Source organism: Streptacidiphilus fuscans (assembly GCF_015690355.1).
Classification (GTDB): Bacteria; Actinomycetota; Actinomycetes; order Streptomycetales; family Streptomycetaceae; genus Streptacidiphilus; species Streptacidiphilus fuscans.
The window spans coordinates 193663-216507 of the sequence record NZ_JADPRT010000007.1; the positions used below are offsets into that span (position 1 = coordinate 193663).

Annotated in this window: 24 protein-coding genes; 13 read left to right on the plus strand and 11 right to left on the minus strand. The window is 73.0% G+C overall.

The genetic code is table 11. The annotated features are described in order from the left end of the window. Nucleotides 1-3 precede the first annotated feature (3 nt). The 4 genes from I2501_RS18695 to I2501_RS18710 all read left to right on the plus strand — a co-directional run bounded on the left by I2501_RS18695 (nucleotide 4) and on the right by I2501_RS18710 (nucleotide 5780). Entirely contained in the window at nucleotides 4-1323 is a 1320-nt protein-coding gene (locus I2501_RS18695) for an adenosylmethionine--8-amino-7-oxononanoate transaminase (protein WP_236046638.1), read from the plus strand. A gap of 189 nt (nucleotides 1324-1512) precedes the next feature. Beyond that, nucleotides 1513-2232: a dethiobiotin synthase gene (gene bioD / locus I2501_RS18700; RefSeq protein ID WP_196195222.1), complete on the plus strand. Its 720-nt coding sequence runs from the start codon at nucleotides 1513-1515 to the stop codon at nucleotides 2230-2232. Between the two features lie 167 nt (nucleotides 2233-2399). After that, the gene (locus I2501_RS18705; protein ID WP_196195223.1) at nucleotides 2400-3194 is read left to right on the plus strand and encodes an ABC transporter ATP-binding protein; all 795 of its coding nucleotides are present in this window, start codon (nucleotides 2400-2402) and stop codon (nucleotides 3192-3194) included. Nucleotides 3195-3209: 15 nt separating this feature from the next. Further along, nucleotides 3210-5780, plus strand: a complete 2571-nt coding sequence (locus I2501_RS18710; RefSeq protein WP_196195224.1) for an ABC transporter permease — start codon at nucleotides 3210-3212, stop codon at nucleotides 5778-5780. Here I2501_RS18710 and I2501_RS18715 read toward each other — a convergent pair. Together I2501_RS18715 and I2501_RS18720 are read right to left on the minus strand one after the other, a co-directional pair. Further along, entirely contained in the window at nucleotides 5733-6104 is a 372-nt protein-coding gene (locus I2501_RS18715; RefSeq protein WP_196195225.1) for a hypothetical protein, read from the minus strand. The two genes, I2501_RS18710 and I2501_RS18715, sit on opposite strands and share 48 nt — an antisense overlap. Nucleotides 6105-6189: 85 nt before the next feature. Beyond that, complete coding sequence (locus I2501_RS18720; RefSeq protein WP_408022751.1) at nucleotides 6190-6684, minus strand: GNAT family N-acetyltransferase; 495 nt, start codon at nucleotides 6682-6684, stop codon at nucleotides 6190-6192. 177 nt (nucleotides 6685-6861) lie between these two features. Between I2501_RS18720 and I2501_RS18725 the strand changes: the two genes are divergently transcribed. Together I2501_RS18725 and I2501_RS18730 are read left to right on the plus strand one after the other, a co-directional pair. Next, nucleotides 6862-8070 (plus strand): type ISP restriction/modification enzyme, encoded by a 1209-nt coding sequence (locus I2501_RS18725; protein ID WP_328806455.1) that lies wholly within the window; start codon nucleotides 6862-6864, stop codon nucleotides 8068-8070. A 194-nt stretch (nucleotides 8071-8264) separates the two neighbouring features. Beyond that, a complete protein-coding gene (locus tag I2501_RS18730) occupies nucleotides 8265-9443 on the plus strand; it encodes an ROK family protein (RefSeq protein ID WP_196195226.1) in 1179 nt (392 codons plus the stop codon). Nucleotides 9444-9508: 65 nt separating this feature from the next. Here the strand turns inward: I2501_RS18730 and I2501_RS18735 are convergent, their stop codons facing one another. From I2501_RS18735 to I2501_RS18745, 3 genes are all read right to left on the minus strand, one after another. Then, a complete protein-coding gene (locus I2501_RS18735) occupies nucleotides 9509-10246 on the minus strand; it encodes a GntR family transcriptional regulator (RefSeq protein ID WP_196195227.1) in 738 nt (245 codons plus the stop codon). A gap of 110 nt (nucleotides 10247-10356) precedes the next feature. After that, a complete protein-coding gene (locus tag I2501_RS18740; RefSeq protein ID WP_196195228.1) occupies nucleotides 10357-10821 on the minus strand; it encodes an SRPBCC family protein in 465 nt (154 codons plus the stop codon). Between the two features lie 18 nt (nucleotides 10822-10839). Continuing rightward, the gene (locus tag I2501_RS18745) at nucleotides 10840-11289 is read right to left on the minus strand and encodes a VOC family protein (protein WP_196195229.1); all 450 of its coding nucleotides are present in this window, start codon (nucleotides 11287-11289) and stop codon (nucleotides 10840-10842) included. A 111-nt stretch (nucleotides 11290-11400) separates the two neighbouring features. On the opposite strand from I2501_RS18745, the gene I2501_RS18750 reads away from it, so the two are divergent. After that, the gene (locus tag I2501_RS18750; protein WP_196195230.1) at nucleotides 11401-11937 is read left to right on the plus strand and encodes a gamma carbonic anhydrase family protein; all 537 of its coding nucleotides are present in this window, start codon (nucleotides 11401-11403) and stop codon (nucleotides 11935-11937) included. Between the two features lie 88 nt (nucleotides 11938-12025). Next, nucleotides 12026-12451, plus strand: a complete 426-nt coding sequence (locus I2501_RS18755) for an OsmC family protein (protein WP_196195231.1) — start codon at nucleotides 12026-12028, stop codon at nucleotides 12449-12451. 18 nt (nucleotides 12452-12469) lie between these two features. Here the strand turns inward: I2501_RS18755 and I2501_RS18760 are convergent, their stop codons facing one another. Further along, the gene (locus tag I2501_RS18760; protein ID WP_196195232.1) at nucleotides 12470-13117 is read right to left on the minus strand and encodes a response regulator transcription factor; all 648 of its coding nucleotides are present in this window, start codon (nucleotides 13115-13117) and stop codon (nucleotides 12470-12472) included. Further along, nucleotides 13069-14553, minus strand: a complete 1485-nt coding sequence (locus I2501_RS39470; protein WP_328806456.1) for a sensor histidine kinase — start codon at nucleotides 14551-14553, stop codon at nucleotides 13069-13071. The genes I2501_RS18760 and I2501_RS39470 overlap by 49 nt, the downstream gene beginning before the upstream one ends. A gap of 362 nt (nucleotides 14554-14915) precedes the next feature. Here I2501_RS39470 and I2501_RS18770 point away from each other — a divergent pair, with 362 nt between their 5' ends. The 3 genes from I2501_RS18770 (at nucleotide 14916) to I2501_RS18780 (ending at nucleotide 18914) form a co-directional block, all read left to right on the plus strand. Then, complete coding sequence (locus I2501_RS18770) at nucleotides 14916-15641, plus strand: ABC transporter ATP-binding protein (protein ID WP_328806457.1); 726 nt, start codon at nucleotides 14916-14918, stop codon at nucleotides 15639-15641. Continuing rightward, entirely contained in the window at nucleotides 15638-17992 is a 2355-nt protein-coding gene (locus I2501_RS18775) for an ABC transporter permease (protein ID WP_196195234.1), read from the plus strand. The genes I2501_RS18770 and I2501_RS18775 overlap by 4 nt, the downstream gene beginning before the upstream one ends. Nucleotides 17993-18068: 76 nt before the next feature. Then, nucleotides 18069-18914, plus strand: a complete 846-nt coding sequence (locus I2501_RS18780) for an SGNH/GDSL hydrolase family protein (protein WP_196195235.1) — start codon at nucleotides 18069-18071, stop codon at nucleotides 18912-18914. A 60-nt stretch (nucleotides 18915-18974) separates the two neighbouring features. On the opposite strand, the gene I2501_RS18785 is transcribed toward I2501_RS18780, so the two are convergent. Both I2501_RS18785 and I2501_RS18790 read right to left on the minus strand, forming a co-directional pair. Further along, nucleotides 18975-19631, minus strand: coding sequence for a response regulator (locus I2501_RS18785; protein ID WP_196195236.1), 657 nt, complete (start codon nucleotides 19629-19631; stop codon nucleotides 18975-18977). Next, entirely contained in the window at nucleotides 19628-20806 is a 1179-nt protein-coding gene (locus tag I2501_RS18790) for a sensor histidine kinase (protein ID WP_215909752.1), read from the minus strand. The genes I2501_RS18785 and I2501_RS18790 overlap by 4 nt, the downstream gene beginning before the upstream one ends. A 255-nt stretch (nucleotides 20807-21061) precedes the next feature. On the opposite strand from I2501_RS18790, the gene I2501_RS18795 reads away from it, so the two are divergent. Continuing rightward, the gene (locus I2501_RS18795) at nucleotides 21062-21526 is read left to right on the plus strand and encodes a hypothetical protein (protein WP_196195237.1); all 465 of its coding nucleotides are present in this window, start codon (nucleotides 21062-21064) and stop codon (nucleotides 21524-21526) included. Between the two features lie 21 nt (nucleotides 21527-21547). Continuing rightward, nucleotides 21548-21967, plus strand: a complete 420-nt coding sequence (locus I2501_RS18800; RefSeq protein ID WP_196195238.1) for a hypothetical protein — start codon at nucleotides 21548-21550, stop codon at nucleotides 21965-21967. 86 nt (nucleotides 21968-22053) lie between these two features. On the opposite strand, the gene I2501_RS18805 is transcribed toward I2501_RS18800, so the two are convergent. Both I2501_RS18805 and I2501_RS18810 read right to left on the minus strand, forming a co-directional pair. Next, on the minus strand, nucleotides 22054-22422 hold the full coding sequence (locus I2501_RS18805; RefSeq protein WP_196195239.1) for an ArsR/SmtB family transcription factor: 369 nt from the start codon (nucleotides 22420-22422) through the stop codon (nucleotides 22054-22056). Next, nucleotides 22422-22793: a hypothetical protein gene (locus I2501_RS18810; RefSeq protein WP_196195240.1), complete on the minus strand. Its 372-nt coding sequence runs from the start codon at nucleotides 22791-22793 to the stop codon at nucleotides 22422-22424. Before I2501_RS18810 ends, I2501_RS18805 begins: the two co-directional genes overlap by 1 nt. Nucleotides 22794-22845 lie beyond the last annotated feature (52 nt).

Here is a 22845-nt window from a genome sequence, read left to right on the forward strand (position 1 = left end):
AGCATGTCGGAAACGTTCGGCCGGACACCGATGGACGTCGACCGGCTGCTGGAGCTCGACCGCGCCCACGTCTGGCACCCCTACGGGGCGATGCCGGGCGCGGCCGAGCCCTACCCGGTCGCGTCCGCGAGCGGCGTCCGCCTGCGGATGGCCCGGCCGGTCGAGGGCCAGGACGAGCTGATCGACGGCATGTCGTCGTGGTGGTCGGCGATCCACGGCTACGGTCACCCGGTGCTGGACGCGGCCGTCCGCGACCAGCTCGGCCGGATGAGCCACGTGATGTTCGGCGGGCTCACCCACGAGCCCGCCGTCCGGCTGGCGACCACGCTGGTCGAGCTGACGCCCGAGCCGCTGCAGCACGTGTTCCTGGCGGACTCGGGCTCGGTCTCGGTCGAGGTCGCGGCCAAGATGTGCCTGCAGTACTGGCGTTCGCAGGGTCGCCCGGAGAAGCACCGGTTGCTGACCTGGCGCGGCGGCTACCACGGCGACACCTTCCACCCGATGTCGGTCTGCGACCCCGAGGGCGGGATGCACGAGCTCTGGACCGGCGTCCTGCCGCGCCAGATCTTCGCCGAGACCCCGCCGTCCGGGTTCGACGCCCCCGTCGACCCGGCGTACGTGGCCCACCTGGACGAGCTGATGGGCCGTCATGCGGCGGAGGCCGCAGCGGTGATCGTCGAACCCGTGGTCCAGGGCGCGGGCGGCATGCGGTTCCACTCCCCCGCGTACCTGCGGGTGCTGCGGGAGCTGTGCGACGCGCACGACGTGCTGCTCGTCTTCGACGAGATCGCCACCGGCTTCGGCCGGACGGGCGAACTGTTCGCGGCGGACCACGCGGGCGTCTCCCCGGACGTCATGTGCGTCGGCAAGGCGCTGACCGGCGGCTATCTGACGCTGGCGGCGACGCTGTGCACGACCCGCGTGGCGGAGGGCATCAGCCGCGGCGAGGTCCCCCTGCTGGCGCACGGGCCGACGTTCATGGGCAACCCGCTGGCGACGGCGGTGGCCAACGCGTCGATCGAGCTGCTGCTGGCGCAGGACTGGCGGCAGGAGGTCAAGCGTCTCGAGGCCGGCCTGCGGGAGGGGCTGGCGCCTGCGGCCGGGCTTCCCGGCGTGCGGGACGTCCGGGTGCTGGGCGCGATCGGCGTCGTGCAGCTCGACCACGAGGTCGACGTCCCGCGCGCGGCGAGAGCCGCGGCGGCGCGGGGCGTGTGGCTACGGCCCTTCCGGGACCTCGTCTACACCATGCCGCCGTACGTCTGCGACGACGCCGACCTGGCCACCCTCTGCGCGGGCGTCCGCGCGGCGGCGGAAGCCGCCTAGGGGCGCGAGGAACTGCGCGAGCAACCACCCTGTGCGGATGGCCCTGCACGTTCGGGGACCCACCTCCTGGGGTGGCTTGTCGCGCCCACGCGGCGGAGCCGCACATCAGCAGAGCCCCGCGCCCCTGGACGTTTGCAACGTCCCGATCTCTCTTTCCGAATCAACGCTCGTTCCCACCGAAGGCACCACATGACCTGCCAGATCCTCCTCGTCACCGGCACCAACACCGAGATCGGAAAGACCGTCACCACCGCCGCCGTGGCGGCCCTCGCGCGCGACGCCTCGCGGCGCGTCGCGGTGTTGAAGCCCGCGCAGACCGGCGTCGCGCCGGGCGAGCCCGGGGACGTGGACGAGGTGCTGCGGCTGGCCGGGACGGTGACCGTGAGCGAGCTGGGGCGCTACCCCGAGCCGCTCGCGCCCGGGACCGCCGCCGCGCGCAGCGGCCTGCCGCCCGTGACGCCGGCGCAGATCGCCGAGGAGGTGGCCCGGCTCGCCGAGACCCACGATCTGGTGCTGGTCGAAGGCGCGGGCGGCCTGCTGGTGCGGTTCGACGCGGAGGGTTCCTCGCTCGCCGACGTTCCCGCCGCGCTGACCGGTCTCGGCCTCCAGGCCGAGGTGCTGCTCGTGGTGACCGCCGGGCTCGGCACGCTCAACCTCACCGAGCTGAGCGCGGAGGCGCTCCGTGCACGCTCGATCCCGCTGCACGGGCTGGTCATCGGCGGCTGGCCGGCCGAGCCGGACCTGGCGATGCGGTGCAACCTGGCCGACCTGCCGCTGGTGGCGGACGCTCCGCTGCTGGGCGCACTGCCGGAGCGCTGCGCCGGGCCGGAGGTGGACCCCGAGAGCTTCCTCAAGGTCGCCCGCGCCTCGCTCGCGCCCACGCTCGGCGGCGACTGGTCGCTCGCGTAACTCACGTAACCGACTCCGTAGGGGACGGTGCCGGGGATCTTTCAGGGTTCCGCTCAGTCCTTCGGCGGATGCCGCTCCGGGGTGTCGGTCATAGGCTCGTTTCGGACGCCGATCCATGCTGGTCAGCGAGTTCGGAGGGTCGGCCGGGGGAGTCGGAGCACGAAGTCATGGCTGGACCGCCACAGAGCGCCTCAGAGAACACCTCACAGCACGCGGCTCCCGCCGCGCGGGCGGTGGGGCTGAGCAAGGCATACGGGAGCGGGGACACCGCCGTTCTCGCGCTGGACGCCGTCGACGTCGCGATCGACGCCGGGCGGTTCACCGCGATCATGGGGCCGTCCGGCTCCGGCAAGTCGACGCTGATGCACTGCCTGGCCGGGCTGGACCAGGCGACCTCGGGCGAGGTCTGGATCGGTGACACCGAACTGACCCGGTTGGGCGACCGGCAGCTGACCAGACTCCGGCGGGACCGGGTCGGCTTCGTGTTCCAGGCGTTCAACCTGCTGCCCACGCTCACCGCCCAGGAGAACATCACCCTCCCCGGCGACATCGCGGGCCGCAGGCCGGACGCCGCCTGGCTGGCCCAGGTGATCGAGACGCTGGGGCTGGGCGACCGGCTCGGCCACCGGCCGCACGAGCTGTCCGGCGGGCAGCAGCAGCGCGTCGCGGTGGCACGCGCGCTGGTCGGGCGGCCCGCGCTGATCTTCGCGGACGAGCCGACCGGCAACCTGGACTCCCGATCCGGAGCCGAGGTGCTCGGCTTCCTGCGCCGCAGCGTCGACGAGCTGCAACAGACCGTCGTGATGGTCACCCATGACCCGAACGCCGCGTCCTACGCCGACCTCGTCCTCTTCCTGGCCGACGGACGGATCGTGGACCGGCTGGAGCGCCCGACCGCCGACAGCGTGCTGGAGCGGATGCGCCGCCTCGATCCCCGGCCCGCGACCACCGGCGCCGAGTAGGGGGCGCGCGGACCGATGCTCAAGGCGACGCTGCGCGGCTTCCTCGCCCACAAGGGCCGACTGGCCCTGTCCCTGCTCGCGGTCGTGCTCTCGGTGGCCTTCGTCGCCGGGACGCTGATGTTCACCGACACCATCGGCAGCACCTTCGACCGGCTGTTCCGCAGCACCTCGGCGGACGTCTCGGTGACCGCGCACAACGACCTGGTGGGCCGCAACGACCAGAGCCTCTCCGGTACCGTGCCGACGGTCCCGGCGTCCCTGGTCGGCACGGTCGCGCACGTGCCCGGGGTGGCGTCCGACTACGGGCGGGTCCAGCTCGCCGGGATCGTACTGACGGACGCGCGGAACAAGAGCATCGGCGCGATCGGCGGCGCGCCGACCATCGGGATCAACTGGAGCCCGGAGCCGAACTCCCCCGTCGACCTGACCTCCGGCTCGCCGCCGGTGAACAGCGCGCAGGTCGTGGTCGACTCCGACACCGTCGCCAAGCACCACCTCGTCCTGGGCCAGCCGCTGCACGTGATCTCCGCGACCGGCAGCTTCCCGGTCAGGTTGACCGGCATCGCCACCTTCAACACCACCAACCCCGGTGCGACGCTGGTCTTCCTGGACACGGCCACCGCCCAGCGTCATCTACTGGGCCAGCCGGGCGTGTTCACCTCCGTCGACGCGGTCGCCGCCAAGGGCCTCACCCACCAGCAGCTCGCCGACCGGGTGGCGGCCGTGGTCGGCAAGGCCTACGACGTGAAGACGGCGGAGCAGACCGCCAAGGACGCCGCGCAGACGCTCGGCACCTTCCTCTCCGTCATCAAGGACGCGCTGCTCGGCTTCGCCGGGATCGCCGTGCTGGTCGGCATCTCGCTGATCCTCAACACCTTCTCGATGCTGGTCGCCCAGCGCACCCGCGAGCTGGGGCTGATGCGCGCGCTGGGCGCGAGTCGGGAGCAGGTCAACCGGTCGGTGATGGTCGAGGCGGTGCTGCTCGGCGTGATCGGCTCGACCGTCGGGCTGGCGTTGGGCGTCGGGCTCGCACTGGGGCTGATCAAGCTCGTGGCGACGGGCGGGCTGGTGCTCAAGGGCAGTGAACTGGCGATCCGTTGGCCGACCGTCGTCGCCGCCTACACGGTGGGGATCGTCGTGACCGCCGTCTCCGCCTACCTGCCGGCGCGCCGCGCGTCGAAGGTCTCGCCGATGGCCGCGCTGCGTGAGGCGGACACCTCCGGCCGTGGCGCGCCGCTGCGGATACGCGCGGCGGTCGGGCTGGTGGTGCTGGCGCTCTCGGCTGCCGCGCTGGGCGCCGCCGCCGTGACGCGGGATCTGGGCCGCGCCGGGCTGCTGCTCGGGGCCGGGGTGCTGCTCAGCCTGATCGGGCTGGTGGTGATCGGCCCGCTGCTGGCCCGGCCGGTGATCCGGCTGGTCGGCGGCTGGTTCCCGCGCGTCTTCGGCCCGGTGGGCACGCTGAGCCAGCGCAACGCGCTGCGCAATCCGCGCCGGACCAGCGCCACCGCGTCGGCCCTGATGATCGGACTGGCGCTGGTCGCCTCGCTCTCGGTGGTCGGCTCGTCGATGGCCACCTCGATCGACGCGCAGATCGACAAGACCATCGGCGCCGACCTGATCGTGCAGAACGCCAACGGGCTGCCGTTCCCGAACGAGGTCGGCAACACCGTCCAGGCCACGCACGGCGTGGGGCTGGCGGTGCGCGGCCAGGCGACTCGGGGTGCGTTGGTCGCGGCGAACGGCTCGCAGAGCCGGACGCTGGTCGTCGGCACCACGTCGGGCCTGGACAAGGTGGTCCGGATCCAGATGCGCACCGGCACCATCGCCCAGGGCACCGCGCCCGGCCGGGTCATGGTCGGCTCCAACTACGCGGACGCGCACGGCCTGCACGTCGGCAGCCCGGTGACGCTCCTGTTCCAGAGCGGACGGACCGGCACGCTGACGGTCGGCGCGATCGACGTCACCGACACCAGCCCGGGCGGCCTGGGCGACGAACCGGTCGTCGCGACGCAGACGCTGCGCGGCTACGTGCCGGGCGCGCTGGACGACGTGGTCTTCGTTAACGTCGGGCCCGGGGCGAACAAGGAGCAGGTCAAGAGCGCGCTGACGACGGCGCTGGCCAAGGACCCGCAGGTGCAGGTGCGCGACCAGACCGACTACAAGAAGCTGGTCCGGGGCCAGATCGACTTCCTGCTGCAGCTGATCTACGGCCTGTTGGCGCTGGCGATCATCATCGCCGTGCTGGGCGTGGTCAACACGCTGGCCCTGTCGGTGATCGAGCGCACCCGCGAGATCGGGCTGCTGCGCGCGATCGGGCTGGGCCGCCGCCAACTGCGGCGGATGGTCCGGCTGGAGGCCGTCGTCATCGCGCTGTTCGGTGCGGTCCTCGGGCTGGGCCTCGGGCTGGTGTGGGGGTTGACCTCGCAGCGGCTGCTGGCGGTGAAGGGGCTGCAGTCGCTGTCGATCCCGTGGTCCACCGTGATCGCCGTGATGATCGGCGCCGCCGTGGTCGGCCTGCTGGCCGCCGTCGGCCCCGCGCTACGCGCCTCGCGACTCAACGTCCTCGACGCCATCGCGCACGAGTAGCCCCCGCAGCAGGCCCGGCAGCGCCAGGGCCAACCCCCACAACTCGTCGAGCTCGTCCTCGCTCTCCGGATCCACGCCGTCCAGCAGCGGCTGGAACCGCTGGGCCGCGCGGAACAGCGCATCGGGCACCGGCTGGTCGCGCTCGCGCAGGTCCGCCATCCGGGCGAGCAACGAGGCCGCGACCGCCCGCAGCTCCGGGAGCCCGGCGGGCTCGGCGGAGTCCGTGGGCTCGCTGGATTCCGTGGGCTCGGCAGGCTCGCTGAAGTGGGCGAAATCGGGTGTCCTGTTCAGCTCCGGATGACCACGCGGCAGTTGAGCGACCATAGGGCGACCCTACGCCCGGCCACTGACAAACCGACCGACGGCCGCTCAACTGCGCGGGCAGGCGGGCAGGCGGGCTGGCACCGCCTCAGCCGAGCGGCTTGACCCAGCGTCGCCAGTGGTCCTCGCGGTGGTACCCGGCGGCAGCCCAGGCGGCCTGCCCGGTCCCGTTGGCCTCCAGCACCATCGCGTCGGCACGACGACCGCCGACCGTGCGGAAGCGTTCGTGCGCGGCGTCCAGCAGCAACTTGGAGATGCCCTGACGCCGGTGGTCGGGGTGGACCGCGAGCCGGTAGAGGCTGGACCGCCAGCCGTCCCAGCCCGCGATGACGGTCCCGACCAACCGCGCCGGATCGCCCGCCTGTGCCGAGTCACCTGCCCGTGCCGAATCGCCTGCGCCCGCGGACAGTTTGGCCAGGATCAGCGCGTCCGGGTCGCGCTCGACCAGGCGCGTCACACCTGCCACGTCGTCAGTGATGCTCGTGCCCTCGGCGGCCAGCCGCCAGAAGTCCAGGACGGCGACGACGTCGGAGACGCGTGCGGCGCGGATGCTGATTCGGCTCAGGGGCCCGGGTTCGCTCATGCCTCCACCCAAGCAGCGGCGCTGGCGCGTCGCCGGGAGTTCCGAGGGCTGAGACGGCGACCGGAGCCGTAGGCCCGTGAGCCCGCTGGCCCGTGGGCCCGTGGGCCCGTGGGCGCAGCCGGTCCGAAGGTGCCGTCATCCGCCCCGGCCCCGACGGGCGGTCATTACGATGGTCGCGTGACGGAAAGGGGAGGGGACGCCGCGCTGTCCGAGCTGATGCCGTGGTCCGTCCGCGGGATCAGGACGGGCCGCTCCTGGGTCCTCTGCGCCGACCCCGAGGTGCTGGACGAGCGCTGGCGGCGGCTGGTCGAGGCCACACCCGAGCGGCGCGCCGAGCTGTTCGAGCCGACCCGCTCCCGCACCCCCGACTCCGCGGTGGCGGCGCTGCCCGGACAGGCGGGACAGGGCGGCAGCACTCACCGACTGTCCCGCGTGCCCGGCCCCAGGCCGCCGCTGGTCCGGGTCCGCAGCCGGGCCTTCGACCGGCTCTGGCTCCTCGCCGACCACCGCCTGCTCGACCAGGCCCGCCCGGAGCTCTGGCGGGTCCTCGGCCCCGACCAGCGCTTCCTGCTCACGCTGCCACCGCAGCAGCCGACCCCGGCCGCGCCGGACTCGCCCGCCACCGTCGTCAGCACCGAACTGCCGGTCGACCCGCGCGTGACGGTGCATCCGCTGCACCGGCGTCCGGACGGGTCGGAGCCGAACGTCGCGCCCGGACTGCTCGCCCATCTGTCACGCGTCCTCCAGGCCACCGCGCCGATCACCCCGGCGGACCTGCTGGCGTGGATCACCGCCGTCACCGCCCGGCCCGACGCGCCGCGCAGCGGAGGCGACCCGCTCGTGCCGCTCCCCCGCTCCGCCGCCGTCTGGGCCGAGGGCGTGGCGCTCGGGCACCGCGTGCTCACGCTGCAAAGCGGGCAAGCGGCCGGCCGCCGACTCCCGGACGGCAGGCGGGCGTTCGTGCGTCAGCCCGTCGACCGGCAGCCGGAGACGCTCGGCTACGAGCCGGAGAGCGAGACCCTGCTGCTCGGCGAGGGCCGGCTGGCCCCCGTACTGCCGAGCGCCTGGGCCTCGCCCGCCCTCCGCGAGTGGTTCGAGGACCGGATCGCGTTCCGCTCCGCCGAAACCGGCACGCTGCAGGCGCTCGGCCTGACGGTCTGGCCGCAGCGGGCCACCACCGAGCTGCTGGAGCTGACGACCACGCTCTCCCTGCTCGCCGAACTGCTGCCCGCGCAGCAGCAGCTCGTCGCCTCCGGCGGGCCCTGGATCGGCCGTGCCGAACTCGCCGACGCGGGTGTGCTCCCGGTCCCCGCCGCGGCGCGCCGACCGGCGTCGGTGTTCACCTGTCAGGAGGAAGGGCCGGAGGGCCAGTACGCGCTGCTGTGAGGACGCCTGCCGTCCAGGGGCCGCACCGGGCACGATGATTGCCGTTTGATACCGAAGCCCCGATTGAGCTGCAACGACGCTCGCACCGGTCGGCGCGGCCCGGATACCATCCGCCATGACTCCGCCCACCGTCGCAGCCACGGAACGACGGCCGCGGAACCCCGGCGAAAACAGCAGCGGAAGGACGGAGCGTGGTGGCCCAGCTCACCGGTGGTGACTCCTCGCTGCTGCGGCGGATCAACTCCGCGGTGACGCTGCGCGCCCTCCGCGAGGGCCAGGTGCTGACGCTGACCCAGCTGGTCGGGGAGACCGGCCTGTCCCGGCCCACGGTCGAGGGTGTGATCGAGGGCCTGATCGAGTCCGGTCTCGTCGTCGAGGTGGACCCGGCCGCTGCGGCCGTGGCGGCGGGCACGGGGAAGCCCGGAACCGAGAGCGTGCGCCAGCGCGGACGTCCCGCACGGCACTTCCGCTTCCGCGCCGAGGCCGGACACCTGCTCGGCGTCGAGATCGGCACCCACGGCGCCCGCGCCATCATCTCCGACCTGCGCGGACGCACCCTCGGCGCGTACGGACGGCCGATCGACGAGACCACCGAGGCCGACGAGCGCCTGGCCCTGGTCCGCGGCACCGTCGCCGAACTGCTGCGGCGCGGCGCCATCTCGCGCGACACCATCTGGGCCGTCGGCGTCGGCACGCCCGGCGTGGTCGACTCCGAGGGCGTGGTCCAGCTCGGCACGGCGCTTCCCGGCTGGACCGGGCTCGATCTGGCCAATCGGCTGCGCCGCTCGTTCCGCTGCCCGGTCCTGGTCGAGAACGACGCCAACCTGGCCGCCATCGGCGAGCACTGGAAGGGCGCGGCGGTCGGCCGCAGCGACGTCGTCTTCGTCCTGGCCGGGCTCAGCCCGGGGGCCGGGTCGCTGATCGGCGGACGGCTGCACCGCGGCTTCGGCGGCGCGGCGGGCGAGATCGGCTCGCTGCACGTGCTCGGGCAGGAGGCGGAGCCGTCCCAGCTGCTCTCCCCCTCGGGCAAGCGCCTGCACGACCCGCTGGACGAGGCGGCCGTGGCGCGGGTGCTGCGGCTGGCGCAGGAGGGCGACCACACGGCGATGGACGTGCGCGACCGCTTCCTGGCCCGGCTGGTGCGTGACGTCGCGGCGCTGGTGCTGGCCATCGACCCGCAGATCGTGGTCGTCGGCGGCTGGGCCAGCGGCCTGGCGGGCGTCGTGGAGCCGCTGCGCGAACAGCTCAGCCGCCTCTGCCTGCGGCCGCCCGAGGTGCAGCTCTCGGCCCTCGGCGACGCGGCCATCGCGATCGGCGCGGTCAAGCTGGCCCTCGACCACGCCGAGACCCAGCTCTTCTCCGTCGAGCAGTGACGCTCAGTCGGTAACGCCCGCCCGGTCGGCAAACGCTCAGGAGGCGACGTTCAGGAGGCGACGGCTCAGGACGCCGCGCGGACCTCGACCCCGGCCTCGCCGAAGGTCAGCTTGCAGGTGTCGGCGCGGTAGGTGGAGACGGAAACCGCCAGCGGGCCGCCCTCCGCCGAGAAGTAACGCGTCGTCAGGACCAGGACCGGGATGCCCGGCGGGCGCTCCAGCAGCCGGGCGGGTTCCTCCTCGGCCACGCCGAGCTCGACCGAGCGCGACTCGCTCTCGACCGGCAGCGCCTGGAACTGCTTGAGCACCGCACGCGCACGGCTGGAGTCGGCGAGGAAGCCGGGGACGTGCGGCATGACCGTGCCCGGCACGAAGAGCGTCTCGGTGCCCACGGCCTGACCGGCCATCATCCGCACTCGGCGCACGCTGTGCACGCCCGAGCCGGGCTCCAGGCCGAGCGCCTCGGCGACCGCCGCCGGCGCGGGGCCGACGCCGCAGTCGATGATCCGCCAGGTGTCGGAACCGGCCGGCTCCAGGCCGGTCGGCTCGGCGACCGGGATGCCGATCCGGGGCGCGGCGATCAGCGTGCCGATGCCGCGGCGGCGGACCAGGCGGCCCTCCAGTTCGAGCTGGTCCAGGGCCTGGCGCAGGGTGGCCCTGGCGACACCGAAGCGGGCGGCGAGGTCACGCTCGTTCGGCAGCACCTCACCGGTGCTGAACTCGGCGTCGATCGTCCGGACCAGCACCGTGCGCAGGTGCCAGTACTTCGGCTCCGGCGCCGCCTCGGTCGCTGTGGTCCCCACCCTGGCCTCCGCGCGTGAGTGCCGCCCTGTTCGCAGGGCCGCGATTATGAGCCCTTATTTATTAAAGGACTTTGCACTAAACCCGACCATAGGGGCCCCCAGGGCATTGGTCAAGACCAATGGTCGAGGCCCAGGTAGTGGCGCAGTCCGCGGCGTCCGTTGCGCATCATCACGGCGTGGTTCACGCGGAACGCGGGACGTCCCGGCAGCGCCAGGGCGCGCATCAGCGGTTTGGTGACCTCGACGTCCTCGTGGAAGACAGCGACGCTCGCGCCGTCGCCACGGCTGGTCACCGTCCAGCGGGTCAGGCCTTCCAGATCGCCGGTCAGCCGGGCCTCCAGCACCCCGGCCACCGGGTCCTGCCGGGACTCGTGCGCGACGACGCTCAACTCGTAAGGCAGGAAGGAGCGGAAGCGCATCCGCCCGCTGGTGTCGGTCAGCTGCCGGACCTCCAGGATCTCCGGCCACCAGACCACGTAGCTGCGCGGGTCGGCGAGCACCTGGTAGACGCGGTGCGCCGGAGCGGCGAGGTCCCAGACGGAGAGGAAGCGGTAGCGGTGCAGGGGCGCGGCCATGCGCCCAGTGTCGGACCGTCAGACGGGCAGGTCGAGTCGCCCGTCCGGGGTCAGCGCGAAGCCCGGGTTGTGGCAGAGCTCCCACAGGTGGCCGTCCGGGTCGGCGAAGTAGCCGCTGTAGCCGCCCCACTCCATCGCGACCGGGGCCTTGACCAGGTCCGCGCCCACCGCGAGCGCGTGCGCCATGGCGGCGTCCACCTCCTCGCGGCTGCCGAGGTTCAGCGCGAGGGTCACCCCGCGGAACGTGGGCTCACCGCCGTCCGGCACGCCCGCGTCGGCGGCGAGCTCGTCGCTCGGGAAGAGGCCGAGCGCCGAGTCGGCGGTGCGGAACCAGGCGATCACCCCCTCCTGGGAGGCGGAGGACAGCGGCCAGCCGAGGTCCTGGTAGAAGTCGATGCTGCGCTCCAGGTCGGAGACGCCGAGCGTGACGATGCTGATCCGGGCGGGAAGGGTCACGGGAAGGGTCATACGGGTCAGGCTAGGGCGGGGGCGATCACGAGGCCGGGTGCGACATCCGGCAGGATCGGATCAGGCACGACGCGACCACCAGCTGCACCGAACCCCCGCAAGGAGCTCCAGATGACCCAGCCCCAGCGTCTTCCCCTGGTCGCCGCCGTCGGCGAGCGGACGCCGAAGGTCAGCGACGAGGCGTTCCTCGCCGTCACCGCGACCGTGCTGGGCGACGTGACGCTCGCCCCCGGTTCCGGCGTCTGGTACGGCGCGGTGCTGCGCGGCGACAACGAGTCGATCACCGTCGGCGCGGACAGCAACGTCCAGGACAACTGCACCGTGCACGCCGACCCCGGCTTTCCCGCCGTGCTGGGCGAGCGGATCTCGGTCGGCCACAACGCGGTGCTGCACGGCTGCACGGTCGAGGACGACTGCCTGATCGGGATGGGCGCGACCGTCCTCAACGGCGCGGTCATCGGCGCGGGTTCGCTGGTCGCGGCCGGGGCGCTGGTGACGCAGGGGATGCAGGTCCCGCCGGGCTCCATGGTCGCCGGCGTCCCGGCGAAGGTGCGGCGCCCCCTCACCGACGACGAACTCGCGCACATCAAGCTGAACGCCGAGTGGTACGTCGCCCTCGCCGGGCAGCACCGCGGCATCGGCGCGTAGGCGCCCGCGCCAGCGCCCGCGCCAGCGCTCGCGCTCGCGGTGCAGAGGCGCCGCGCCCGAACAGCGGAGATCGCCTAGTGTCGTCGGCATGACCGACGACACGCACCGCTCCGTCAGCATCGAGCGCACCAGTTCCGGCCACTACACCGCGACCAACCCCCGCGGCGGCACGATCAGCTTCGGCTCCTCCGGGACCGCCGAGTTCACCCCGGTCGAGCTGCTGCTCGCCGCGATCGGCGGCTGCACGTCGATCGACGCGGACGTCGCCACCAGCCGCCACACCGAGCCGGACGGCTTCACCGTGACCGTGAGCGGCACCAAGGTCAACGACGAGCAGGGCCAGCACCTGACCGACCTCGCGGTTACCTTCCACGTCACCTTCCCCGAGGGCGAGGAGGGCGACCGCGCCCGCGCGATCCTGCCCCGAGCCGTCAAGAACTCGCACGACCGCTACTGCACCGTGAGCCGGACCGTCGAGATCGGCACCCCGGTCACCTCCACCATCGCCGAGTAGCCACGATCGCCGAGTAGTTCAGCCGCCGTTGAGGTAGGCGAGCACCGCCAGCACACGGCGGTTGTCGTCGTCCGAGGGCTGCAGGTCGAGCCGGACGAAGATGGACGCCGTGTGCTTGGCGACGGACCGCTCGGTGATCACCAACTGCTGGGCGATCGCGGCGTTCGAGCGGCCCTCCGCCATCAGCGACAGCACCTCCCGCTCGCGCGGGCTGAGCGAGGCGACCGGCCCGCCCGAGGAGTTGTGGGTGAGCAGGCGGCTGATCACCTCCGGGTCCATCGCCGTGCCGCCCGCGGCCACGCGTCGGACCGCGTCCAGGAACTGGTCGCCGTCCATCACCCGGTCCTTGAGCAGGTAGCCGATCCCACCGCTGCCGTCCGCCAGCAACTCCCGTGCGTAGAGCGGCTCGACGTACTGCGACAGGACCAGGACCGGCAGCCCGGGCAGCTCCTGACGGGCCGTCAGGGCCGCGCGCAGGCCCTCGTCGGTGAAGGTCGGCGGCAGCCGCACGTCGACCACGGCCAGGTCGGGACGGTCCGCCCGGAGGGCGTCCAGCAGTTCCCCGCCGCTCTCGACGGCCGCCGTCACCTCGATCCCGTGCGCCGCGAGCAGCCGGGTCAGGCCGTCCCGGAGGAGGAAGAGGTCTTCGGCGAGAGCAACGCGCACGGAATCTCCAGGCTGGCGATGGTCGGGCCGCCGACCGGGCTGCTCACCGCGAGCAGGCCGTCGAAGGCGGCGAGTCGGCGCTCGACACCCCGCAGGCCGGTGCCCTTGGAGGGGTCGACACCGCCGCGGCCGTCGTCGGTGACGGAGATCCGCAGCACCTCGCCAGTATGGCCGATCTCCACCCAGATCCGCCGCGCCTCCGCGTGCTTGGTGACGTTGGCGAGCAGCTCGCTGACGGCGAAGTAGGCGGCGGACTCCACCGCGGCCGGGACCCGCTGCGGCAGTCCGCCGCTCACCTCCACCGGAAGCGGCAGGTCGAAGGCCAGCGCTTCGACGGCGTCGGCCAGGCCGCGGTCGGCAAGCACCGGCGGGTGGATGCCGCGGACCAGGTCCCGCAGCTCGCCGAGGGCGCGCGCCGAGCTGGACCGCGCCTCCGCCAGCATCGCCCGCGCCGCCTCCGGGTCGGTGTCGAAGAGCTGCTCGGCGGCGTTGAGCGCCATGCCGAGCGCGACCAGTCGCGCCTGGGCGCCGTCGTGCAGGTCGCGTTCGATCCGGCGCAGTTCGGTCGCGCCGTGGTCGATGGTGTCGGCTCTGGTGCGGGACAGGTGGTCCACCCGCTGGACGAGTTCCCGCTGCCGGGAGGGGCCCAGCAGTGCCCGCGCGGCGTTGTCGTGCAGGCGCAGCAGTACCGGGGCTCCCCACAGCACCAGCAACGGCGAGAGCCACAACTCGACGCCGAACAGCAGGACGGGCTTGTCGGTGAACCGGCCGTTCGGGCCGAGGTGGTTGAGCAGCAACGGCGCGGCGACCAGCACGACGCCACCCGCGAGGACCAGCGCCGCACTCAGCACCACCCAGGCCAGGTCGCGCCAGGATGCCGGGTCACCGAGCCAGCCGACGAGCCGTCCGCGCCATTGCTCCACGGGTGACGCCCCGTCGGGGAACTCCCGGTAGGGGGAGGCGATCGGCGTGCCGCTCCAGCGGGCGACCAGCCTCCGGTGCTCCGAGGCGACCCACCGGGACGAGAGGACGCCGAGCGGCAGCAGCAGGACCGCGGCCCACACCACACCGTGGTGCCCGCCGGGCGGGCCGCCTTTGTAGCAGGTGACCGCCGCGACGGTCAGCACGCCGGGGAGCAGCAGGACCGCGCCGGCGGCCCGACCGCCGCCCCCCGTCGCCCAGCTGAACCCCCAGATCACGCACGGGACCAGGGTGACCAGCAGGCCGAGCCAGAAATGCAGGCGGTCGCCGAGCGCGTCCGTCTGCGTGTTGCTCGCCGCGTTGAGCACGAGCACCGGAGCGGCCGCCAGCGCGGCCCCACCCGCCAGCGTCAGCGCGACCAGGTAGGCCGCGCGGAGCGGCGCGAGCAGGGTGCGCCGCAGCCAGGCGGCGACGTCGGCTCCGTCGGGCAGTGCGGGCGGTGCGGGCGAACTCACGTCGGTCCTCCGGTGCTGGTCTCGTCGATGTCGGTGCGCGCCCGGCTCCCGGCTCGGGTTCCCGGCTGGGGCGTTCCGCCTAGGGCCTGTTTGAGAACTCCCGCCGGGCCCGGCCCTCCCCCGGCCTTCGGCTAGGGGAGGGCCGGGCTGATCCGACGCGAGTTCTCAAACAGGCCCTAGTCTGCGCGGGCGTCGCACCGGACCGCGCCGGGCGCAGACACCCAAGATCAGGTGTAGCTGGGTACACCCCCCTCCCACCGTCCAACCGTATGTCGGCGGACCGTCCCGGATTCCTAACGTCGTCCTCGCTCCCGGGACGGACGACGTCCCGCGGCGCACCATCGAACCCGACGGAGGAAACCGTGACCGCGCCGATCGTCGCCGTCAGCGACGTGACCAAGACATACGACCCGACCGGCACCGCCCGGCCCGCGCTCGACGCCCTGGACCTGGAGATCGCCCCCGGTGAGGCGGTCGCCGTCCTCGGGCGCTCGGGCAGCGGCAAGTCGACGCTGCTCAACCTGGTCGCGGGCCTGGACCGGCCGAGCTCGGGCAGCGTGACCGTCGCCGGGGTCACCCTCACCGGCCTGAGCGAGGCCGCGCTGGCGGCGTTCCGGCGGGAGCGGATCGGGATGGTCTTCCAGTTCTTCAACCTGCTCGACGACCTCACCGTCCTGGACAACGTGCTCCTGCCGGCACAGCTCGCCGGGATGCGCCGCGGTGCGGCCCGGGCTCGCGCCGAGGAGCTGCTTGAACAGCTCGGGATCGACCGGCTGGCCCGGTCGTGGCCCGGTGGGCTCTCCGGTGGCGAGCGTCAACGCGTCGCGGTGGCGCGGGCGTTGATGAACCGGCCGCCGTTGCTGCTGGCCGACGAGCCGACGGGCGCGCTGGACACCGCCTCGGCCGCGGACGTCCGCGAACTGCTCCGCTCGCTCCACGCCGAGGGCCAGACCATCGTCCTGGTCACCCACGACACCTCGCTGGCCGCCGCCTGCGCCGAACGGATCGTCGAGCTGGCGGACGGACGTCTGGTGAGGGACGAGCGCACCGGGCTTGCGCCGCAGGGCGTCAGCGCGGTGACGGCATGAGCGCCCTGGGCAGGGTCGTCCGATCCGGCGTCGGCCGCAAGCGGGTGCAGACTCTGGTGATGGTGCTGACCACGATGACGGCGGTGACCGCCTGTCTGCTCGCCGCAGGTCTGCTGCTCGCCTCACGCGGGCCGTTCGACCGCGCCTTCGACGCGCAGCACGGCGCGCACCTCGCCCTGCGCTTCGACGGGGGAAGCGTCGACGCGGCCCAACTCGACGCCACCGCCCACGTCCAGGGCGTCACCGCGACGGCCGGGCCCTACCCGGCGGTGACTCTCCACCCCGCTGTGGGCTCCGATGCGTTCCTCCCGGCCGGTGACCCGCTGCCCGCGACCACGCTGGTCGGCCGCCCGATCGACGGACCGCTGGACGACCTCCGGGTCACCGAGGGCCACTGGCTCACCGGTCCCGGCCAGGTCGTGCTGCCGGACGGCAACTCACCGCTGGCGCTGGGGGATCGCATGACCTTCCCCGACCTGCCCGGACACCCGACGCTGACCGTCGTCGGTCTGGCCGCGTCGGTGACCGGCAGCGCCGACGGCTGGGTCTCCCCGGACGAGATCCCCGCCCTGACCGCCCACGGCACCGTGCCTGACCAGCAGATGCTCTACCGCTTCGCGGACGCGGGCAGCGCCACGCAGCTCGACGCCGACCGCGCCGCCGTCGCCGCCGCGCTCCCGGCGGGCGCGGTGACCGCGGCCGACTCCTACCTGGACGCGCGGCAGGCGGCGGACAAGACGTCAGCCACCTTCGTGCCGTTCCTGGTGGCCTTCGGCGTGCTCGGCCTCTGCATGTCGGTACTGGTCATCGGCGTCGTCGTCAGCGGCGCGGTGGCTGCCGGGCGTCGGCGGATCGGCGTGCTCAAGTCGCTGGGCTTCACCCCGGCGCAGGTGGTGCGCGCCTATCTCGGCACGGCACTGATCCCGGCCGGTGTCGGCGCGGTGCTCGGCGTGCTGTTCGGCAACGCGCTGGCGATCCCGTTGATGGGCGTGACGAACAAGGCGCTGAACAGCGTCTCCACCGGCATCCCGGTCTGGCTCGACCTGGTGGTCCCGCTCGCGACGCTCGTCGCCGTCGCCGGAACCGCGCTCGTCCCCGCCCTGCGCGCCGGTCGGCTGAGCACGGTCGAGGCGCTGACCGTCGGACGCGGCGGGCAGACCCGGACCACCGGACGGGCCGTGCAGCAGTTGCTGGCACGGTGGCCGCTGCCGCGCGCCCTCAGCCTGGGCCTCAGCACGCCGTTCGCCCGTCCCGGACGGGCGCTGACCGTCGCGGCGGCGGTGACGCTGGGCACGATCGGGGTCACCTTCGGCGTGGGCCTGGCCATCTCGCTGAACGGCGTCCAACAGGGCATCAGCCAGGACAACGCGGGCGCCGTGATCATCCTGCCGGGCCTTCCGGCCCCGGGATCCAGGCCCAAGGTGGTCACCGCGGCCGACCTGGCGCGGGCCGCCGACCTGATCAACTCCGAGCCCGGAACCAGCGCCTGGTTCAGCACCACGACCGACCGCCTGGACCTGGCCGGGCACACGGGCCAGGCGCAGGTGGTCGCCTACCAGGGCGACTCGTCCTTCGGCGAGCTCCAACTGGTCTCCGGCAGCTGGTTCCAGGCGCCCGGCGAGGCGGTCGCTCCGTCAAGCTTCCTGACCGCCAACGGCGTCCACGTCGGCGACACCGTCACCCTGGGCCAGGGCGGTCGCACCGCGCGGGTGCGGATCGTGGGCGAGGTGCTCTCCCTCCACGACGAACTGCTGACCGACCGCTCCTCGCTGACCCCGCTCGGCCTCGACTACCTCGCCGGGATGAGCCAGTTCGACATCGCCCTCAAGCCGGGCACCGACCAGGCCTCCTATGCCGACTCGCTCAGCCGGGCGCTCGCGCCCTACGGCATGGCCGCGATCCCGAACTCGCAGCCGCCGAGCGTGGTGGTGCTGTCCATGGACACCCTCGCCTCGCTGCTCACCCTGATGCTGGTGGCGGTGGCCGGGCTGGGCGTGCTCAACACCGTGCTGCTTGACACCCGGGAGCGGGTGCACGACCTGGGCGTCCTCAAGTCGCTGGGCATGGCCCCGCGGCAGACCGTGGGCATGGTGCTGACCTCGGTCAGCATCAGCGGCCTCGCGGCCGGGCTGGTCGGCGTGCCGATCGGAATCGCGCTGCACGACAGCGTCCTCCCGGCGATGGCACGCGCGGCGGGGACCGACGTCCCGGGCGTCGACCTGGCGGTCTACCACGCACCCGAGCTGATCCCGCTGGTCCTCGGCGGCCTGGTGCTCGCCACGCTCGGTGCGCTGGCCCCCGCGACCTGGGCGGCCCGCTCCCGCACGGCCACCGCGCTGCGCACAGAGTGACCGTGGTCTGACCCGCCGACCGTGGCGCACGACACGTGGCGGAAGCGGGAACCTTGACCTCTAGAATAGTTGCACTATGAACCAGGTTTCGGGTCCCCGCTTCCGCAGCATGGTCGCCATAGGCGACTCCTTCACCGAGGGCATGTGCGACGACGTGCTGCCGGACGGCCACTACCGCGGCTGGGCCGACCGCGTCGCGGAACGCCTGGCCGCCGAGCTGGACGGCCACGCGGCCGGCACCGGCGAGGCCGGCAACATGAACGGCGACGCGAACGCCAACGGCTTCCGCTACGCCAACCTCGCCGTGCGCGGCAAGCTGATCGGCCAGATCGCGGACGAGCAGGGCGACGCCGCCGTCGCGCTCGGCGGCGAGCTGGTCACCCTCGCCGGGGGCCTGAACGACGTGATGCGGCCGGGCTGCGACATCGACCACGTCGAGCGCACGCTCGGCGCGCTGGCGGAGCGGATCGCGGCCGAGGCGCGGCAGGTCGTGATGTTCTACAGCGTCGACCCCAGCCGCCGGATGCGCGGCAGCGCCCGGCTGATGCCGCAGATCCTGCGGTTGCAGGGCTTCGTCCGGCAGTTCGCCGCCCGGCACGAGAACATCGCTGTGGTCGACCTGTTCCACGTCCCCGCGTTCGACGACGCGCGGATGTGGGGCGAGGACCGCCTGCACTTCTCCGCCGAGGGCCACCGACGCGTCGCCGAGGCGGTGCTGCAGGCGCTGGGCTTCGAGCCGTCCTTCGACTGGCGCGAGCCGCTGCCACCGGCTCCCCCGATCCCCCGGCTCACCAAGCTCGGCGACGACCTGCGCTGGATCCGCACCCACGTGCTGCCGTGGATCGGCCGCCGCCTCACCGGCCGCTCCAGCGGCGACAACCGCCCCGCCAAGCGCCCGTCCCTGGACGCCTTCCCGGGCTGATCCGCACCGTCCCGACCTGGGCTGCCGTCAGACCCAGGGTGCGGGCGGGTGCTTCGCGCGCTAGGTGGTGACCGTCAGACCGGCGCGCACGGCGAGGACCACGAGCTGGGCGCGCGAGCGCGCGTTGAGCTTGGTCATGGCCCGGGTCACGTGCGTGCGGACGGTGGCCGGGGAGAGGTACAACGCCTCGGCAATCTCGTTGTTGGACCTGCCGGTAGCCACCCAGGCGGCGATCTCGCGCTCCCGGTCAGTGAGCGTCTCCAGGCCGTCCACGGGGGCGGGGGGCGCCCAGCGCTCGGCGAAGGTGCTCACCACCAGTCGGGTCACCGACGGTGACAGCAGCGCCTCTCCGGCGGCCACCACCCTGATGGCGTGCACGAGTTCGCTCGGGGCGGTGTCCTTGAGGATGAAGCCGCCGGCGCCCAGCTGCAGCGCCTCGAACACGTAGTGGTCGATCTCGAAGGTGGTCACGACGACGACCCGCACGGCGCGCAGTGCGGGGTCGGCTGCGATCTGACGGAGCACTTCCAGGCCGTCCATGTCGGGCATCCGGATGTCCAGCAGCATGACGTCGGGCCGGTCCTGCCGCAGCCGGGCGAGGGCTTGGCGGCCGTTGTCGGCCTCGGCGACCACCTCCATGTCGTCCTCGCGGTCGACCAGGACGCGCAGGCCCATGCGGACCAGTTGATGGTCATCAACCAGCATCACCCGGATCACCCGGTCACCTCCGGGAGGGGCAGCCACGCTCGGACTTCGAATCCGCCGTCCGCCCGTGGCCCGACCTCCAGTCGGCCGTGCAGCTCCTCGACCCGACGGCGCATGCCGGAGAGCCCACGGCCAGGCGGCCCGACCGTGTCCGGCGTGCCGATGCCGCGGTCGGTCACCCGGACCCGTACCTGCCCTTCGTGGCGGTCGATCGTGACCTGGGCCTGGGTGGGCCCGGCATGGCGCAGCACATTGGTCAGGGCCTCCTGAACCACCCGGTACACGGTGGAGTTCAGCGGCTCGGGCAGGTCCGCGCCACCGTCGACAGCCACCCGAACCGTCAGACCACCCGCCCTGACCTGCCCGATCAGCTCGTTCAGGCCCGCGACACCGGCCGGATCCGAGCCGGAGGCGGACGCGTCGGCGGCACGCGGAGCCGGACGAGGAGCCGGACGCGGATGGAAGGTGTCCAGCATCCGGCGCAGATCGGCCAGCGAGGTGGAGCTCGTGTCGCGGACGGCTTCCAGCGAGCGGCGCGCCTGCTCGGGCTGTTCCTCGAAGACCAGCAGCGCCACCTGGGCCTGCATGGTGATCAGGGCGAAGCCGTGGCCCGCGATGTCGTGCACCTCTCCGGCGATCCGCATCCGTTCCTCCAGAGCCGTGCGGGCGATCAGGTCGTGCCTGGCCCGCGCGCGGGACGCGTTCCCCACGTGGATCAGCGCGCCCAGCGACCACGGCAACAGGCTCCACCCCGTCCACGCAAGGGCGAGCAGCGCGGTGGCACGGTGGTCGCCGACGACTCGGGCGAAGATCGTCGCCGAGGAGACCACCGCGGCCGCCGCACAAGCAGGCGCTGAGACCGACATCGGCCGCTGCCGCGCCACCTCGAACACGGCCAGCACCAGGCACAGCAACACCGGACCGTACGGGTAGCCGGCCAGCAGATAGGCGTTGACCAGCAGCGTCGTCGTGCCGAGCGCCCAGATGGGGGCCGTCCGCCGTAGGCCCGCCGCCGGGAGCGCTGCCGCCACCAGCAGCAGCACGCCCGACACGTCCAGGGGCCGGCTCCCTGCCTGCCCCGGTGCCGCCCCCACCGTCCCGGCCACCACGGCCGCCGCGAAGAGCACCGCGAACAGCGCGTCCAGCGGCGCGGGACGCGTCAACCGCTCGCTGATCACCCTCACCATGCTGCCCAGCATGCCCGCCGCGGGCGAGCGGGGCATCAACGCGCCGCTGACACGCCACTACGTGAGCGGACGTATCCGCCCGGCTTCGAATGCCGTCCCGCATCCGACGCGGCAGCGGGGTGCCCGTGGCGACCATGGGCGTGTGCCGGGGTTGAGGCGACGACATCGATCTCCTCCCACCCGGCAGTTCGTGCCCCGAACCAGGACACGGGCCTTTCGCCATCCGATCCAGCGTCGAGCCAGGAGGGCCCTCCCATGGCAGCACCGACACGGCCCCACGCCGACCGGTCATCATCTCCGGCGGCCCCGCCCTGCCCCGAACCGACGGCCCGAACAGCGATCGGCCGGGCCCGGGGACGACACCGAGCCCTGCTGATCGCCGCCTGCGTGGCCCTGATCGCGTCCACGATCGCCGACGCGGCCACCGGCTACGACGGGCCCGGCCCGTTCGTCTACCCCGTCTTCGCGCTGGCGGTGGCGCTGATCCCGTGGCGGTACACCCCTCTTTTCGCCACTGCCATGAGCGTGTTCTTCACCGTCGGAGGCCTCGCCTCGCCCGCCTTCGTCCGCTGGCTGACCACGCCTAGCCGGGCCCTCGACTTCACCGCCGGGTGGGCGCAGTTGGCCGGCTTCGCCGTAGCGGCCGTCTGCGCAGCGGCCGCGGTCGTCTGTGCTCCGCGCGCCACCTCACGGCGCCGGCCGGCGCCTGACCCGTCCTGAACACTCATCAAGGAGTTCACCATGTTCCAGCCACGCCTCCTCGGCCGCCGAACGATCCTTGCCTTCGCCGGGTTGCTCGTGGGCATCGTGGGTCTGGTCGTCCAGTGGATCGCCGATCCCGCGAAGTTCTCGGGAGCTGAAGGGAGCTTCGGCATCTCGTTCCCGCCGGGCATCCTCTTCATCGTCGCCTTCGGGCTGTTGATGTTCCTGACCGCCCGCTGGTGGTGGCACCCCGTCTTCGGGATGCTCATCGCGTTCTGGATCGTGGGCCTCGGCGCTGTGGCCGACAAGCTGCAGCCCAACCTGCTCTCGCACAACCCCGGCACCGTCGCCGGCAACGTCGTCATGACCGCTGGTCTCGTCCTCACCTTCGTCGCCGGACTGCTCGCCATCGCCTCCGCGCGTTGCGTCCGCAAGTCTTCGGTGCCCGCGCGGACGTGACGAAGGGACAGCCGCCGCGTCGTCCACGGCGGCTGTCCCGATCGGCGTCGGCCTCGGCGGGCCCGCGCGTGGGAAAGCGGCGTCACTCAGGCGGTAGACGCCAACGCGCCGGTCGGCGCCTCGCGCTCGGCCTGCCGGAGCTGGTCGAGCAGGTGGTCGCGGTCGGCCAGCATCTCGGTCAGGACGCGGCGTGCGGCGGCCAGCAGGTCGGCGACGTCGGAACCGGCCAGCTTGTAGGTGACGTTCGACCCGTCGCGGACCGAGACGATGATCCCGGAGCGCCGCAGCACCGCCAACTGCTGGGAGAGGTTGGACGGTTCGATCTGCAGGTCCGCGAGCAGGTCGCGGACCGGGCACGGGCCGTCGCGCAGCAGTTCCAGCACCCTGATCCGGACGGGATGTCCCAGGAGGCGGAAGAACTCCGCCTTGACCTGGTAGAGCGGCGGGGCCGCCATCACACTTCCAGTTGCTGTTCGATCATCAGCAACCGCCGCCGGGCCATCGCCAGGTTGGCCCGCTGCCGGTCGAGCGCCAGGTAGAGGAAGAGTCCCGCACCCGTCCGCGAGGTGAGCGGCCGGATGATGTGGTACTGGGCGGTCAGTGTGATCAGAATGTCCTCGATCGCACCGCCCAGACCGAGCATCTCCATGGTCCGCATCTTCGCGCGCACCACGTCGGTGTTCCCCGCAGCGGCCGTCTGGAGGTCCAGCTCCGGTCCGCCGCCGGCCACCCCCAGGGCCAGCCCGCTGGTGTAGTCGACCAGGGCCGCGCCGAGCGCGCCCTCGATCATCATCGCTTCTTTGAGCGCAGTCTCCGTACTCGCCATGGCCCGTGACCTTAGGGTCCAACCCGCGTACGGGTTACAGGAATTGAAGAAC